The organism is Nocardioides abyssi, assembly GCF_030412915.1.
Classification (GTDB): Bacteria; Actinomycetota; Actinomycetes; order Propionibacteriales; family Nocardioidaceae; genus Nocardioides; species Nocardioides abyssi.
In genome coordinates this window covers 1-274 of the sequence record NZ_JAUHJR010000209.1, presented here as the reverse complement: position 1 = coordinate 274, position 274 = coordinate 1, and the positions used below count along the sequence as shown (strand labels likewise).

At 73.7% G+C, this 274-nt stretch carries 1 pseudogene; it reads left to right on the top strand.

The features are described 5' to 3' along the window. Positions 1-274: pseudogene (locus QWY29_RS20515) on the top strand (glycoside hydrolase family 65 protein); the annotation flags it as partial.

Here is a 274-nt window from a genome sequence, read left to right as displayed (position 1 = left end):
ACTACGACCCGATCACCACCGGCGACTCGACCCTGTCGGCCGTGGTGCAGTCGGTGGTCGCGGCCGAGGTCGGCTACGCCGACGCCGCCTGGGGCTACTTCCGCCAGGCCCTGCACGTCGACCTGGCCAACCTGCACGGCAACACGGACGACGGCCTGCACGTCGCGTCGGCGGGCGGGGTGTGGGCGGCGCTGGTCAACGGCTTCGCCGGCATGCGCGACCACGGTGGCCGGCTCTCCTTCGACCCGCGGCTGCCCGACGCCTTCCCGGTGCT